Origin of the sequence: Streptomyces sp. NPDC059564, from assembly GCF_042735575.1 — a bacterium.
Classification (GTDB): Bacteria; Actinomycetota; Actinomycetes; order Streptomycetales; family Streptomycetaceae; genus Streptomyces.
The window spans coordinates 1-1522 of the sequence record NZ_JBHWBP010000678.1 but is presented as its reverse complement, the minus strand read 5'-3'; the positions used below and the strand labels follow the sequence as shown (position 1 = coordinate 1522).

The following is a 1522-nucleotide window of genomic DNA, read 5'->3' as shown; positions in this document are numbered from 1 at the left end:
TTGTACACGCCCCGGGGTGGGGTGCCCTCCCGGCGCCGCGGGTGCTTTTGGGGCGGGCGGGGGTGTGCCCGGCGTGGGGGCGGCGGTGGGGAGTCCCGGGTCCCCCACCACCCACGCTGTGTCCCAGCCGTGATGGCGCCGGGGTTGGCGTGGTGAGCGGACCGGTGAGGGCGTCGCCGTTGTGTGGGGGCAAGCAGCTCCACTCCCCTCGGAAGGCACTCCCATGGCACGTCGTCGCACTATCCCTCCCGGCCGCGAACGTCCCGCCCGACCGACCGCGCTCTCGAAGCCGCTCCGCACCTCGCGGCCGGAGACCGTCCCCGTCGGCCGCCCGGTCTCGCAGGGCCCGCGCCTGGCGCGGATCGGGGTCTGGACGGCACTGGCGGCAGGGCCCCTCGCGCTCGCCGTCGCCTTGGCCGCCCCGGCCGGCACCGCCGCGCAGGCTGCTGTGGCCCCGGCCCCGAGCACGAGCCGCCCGCAGGTGGACCCGGCCGGGACGGCCGCGCACTTCGTGGAGCTGTGGCTGCGCGCCGACGCCGACGTGTCAGACAACCCCGTGGGTACGGCTGTGCGGGCGATGGCGCCGCAGGCCGAACTCCCCTCCCGTTCCCGTGAGGCCGGCATCCCCGCGGTGGTGCGGGTGACTCCCCTACGGACCGCCTACCCGCCCGGTGGTGGGTGGACGGTGACGGTTGCCGCCATCGCCGAGGAGCGGCGCGGGCAAGCGTCGAGCAATGGCACGGACCAGGCGGTGGCCCAGAGCGCGGCCCGGTACTTCGCCGTCAGCGGCACTGGTGGCAGGGATGGCGGGCCTCTGGTGGTCACCGGATCGCCCGCCGAAGTCGCCGCCCCCGAGGCGGCCCAGGCCGGGGCATCCGTGTTCACCCGCCCTGTCCCCTCCACCGGCCCCCTGGCTGTCTCCCTCGGGGAGTTCCTGCGGACTTACCTGGCCGGTGCCGGTGGGCAGGGTGCGGGCTTGGAGCGGTACCTGTCGCCGGGGGTGCGTCTGTCCGCGCCGGCGGCAGCCTCCTACTCGCGCATCGAGGTCAAGGACGTCGCGGCCGACACGGAGCTGGCCGACGGGAGGGACGTTCCGGCTGATGGGACCCGGGCGCGCGTGCGGGTGCGGGTCGAAGGTGAGGATCGGGCCGGTACCCGCTGGCCGCTGGAGTACCGCCTGGTGGTGACCGCCCGCGCCGGCCGCTGGGAGATCAGCACCCTCGAGAGCGGTTCCCCCGCCCCGGCGTCCGTCGGTGTCGCGTCCCCGTCTGGCGAGCCCACCGTCACCGCCGGGGGTGCCCGATGAAGATGGTGATCCTCGCCAGCCAGCTGGACGCCCTCGGCGATGGCATTTTCGACATGCTGGGCAAGTGGGCCGATCGGGGCCTGAAGGTCGCTCTCGTGGTGATCGTCCTCGCCGCTATCTGCAAGCAGTTCTCCCTCAAGGCTGGTATCGGCGCGCTGCTCGCCATGGCTCTCGCGCTCGGCATCTATTCCTCCCGCGATACCCTGGCAGGCCTCT

The 1522-nt window shown here is 74.3% G+C and carries 1 protein-coding gene and 1 pseudogene; both read left to right on the top strand.

Annotation, left to right across the window (positions count from 1 at the left end; all coding sequences use genetic code 11):
• Positions 1–223: 223 nt before the first annotated feature.
• On the top strand, positions 224–1306 hold the full coding sequence (locus ACFV0Q_RS41565) for a conjugal transfer protein (protein ID WP_385013303.1): 1083 nt from the start codon (positions 224–226) through the stop codon (positions 1304–1306).
• A pseudogene (locus ACFV0Q_RS41560) lies at positions 1303–1522 on the top strand (hypothetical protein); the annotation flags it as partial. The gene ACFV0Q_RS41565 and the pseudogene ACFV0Q_RS41560, both read left to right, overlap by 4 nt.